Here is a 693-nt window from a genome sequence, read left to right on the forward strand (position 1 = left end):
GCGGCGGGAGGCGGCCGGGCTGTTCGATGTGGGGTTGTCGGATGCGGAGATCGGGCGCCGGTTCCGGGTGTCGCGGATGTCGGTGAACCGGTGGCGGCGGGCCTGGCAGAGTGGCGGGACGGCGGCGCTGGCGTCCAAGGGCGCTGGCGGCGCGAGATGCAAGCTAACCGATGACCAGGTGAATCTCCTGGAGGAGGCGTTGGATCTCGGCCCGGCCGCGCACGGCTGGGTCGAAGACCAGCGGTGGACACTCGCGCGGATCGCCGAGGTGATCTGGGAGCTGTTCTCGGTCTCCTACACCCCGGCCGGAGTGGACGTGCTGCTGCACCGGATCGGATGGAGCGTGCAGACACCGACCCGCCGTGCGGCCGAGCGCGACGAGCAGCGGATCGACCGATGGCGGGCGGAGGTGTGGCCGACGGTGGAAACACCGCGGCGGACCTGGGCGCCTGGATCTGCTTCGAAGACGAAGCCGGCCAGGGGCTGAGGCCGCCCAAAGGCACCACCTGGGGACGACGCGGACGCACACCGGTGGTGCGTGTCACTTCCCGTGGCACCCACCGGATCTCGCTGGCCGCGCTCGTGGCGATCAAGCCCGACGAGCATCCCCGGCTGATCTATCGCGCACACGCCTACTACGGCCGAAAACACCAGCGGAAGGGGTTCGACGAGGGCGACTACATCCGATTACTG

At 69.7% G+C, this 693-nt stretch carries 1 protein-coding gene; it reads left to right on the forward strand.

All coding sequences use genetic code 11. The features are described 5' to 3' along the window. Window positions 1–487: winged helix-turn-helix domain-containing protein (locus E1291_RS41580; RefSeq protein WP_207401282.1), on the forward strand; the 487-nt coding region annotated here is incomplete at its 5' end. Between the last annotated feature and the right edge of the window lie 206 nt (window positions 488–693).

It is taken from the genome of Actinomadura roseirufa, from assembly GCF_900659635.1.
GTDB lineage: Bacteria > Actinomycetota > Actinomycetes > Streptosporangiales > Streptosporangiaceae > Spirillospora > Spirillospora roseirufa.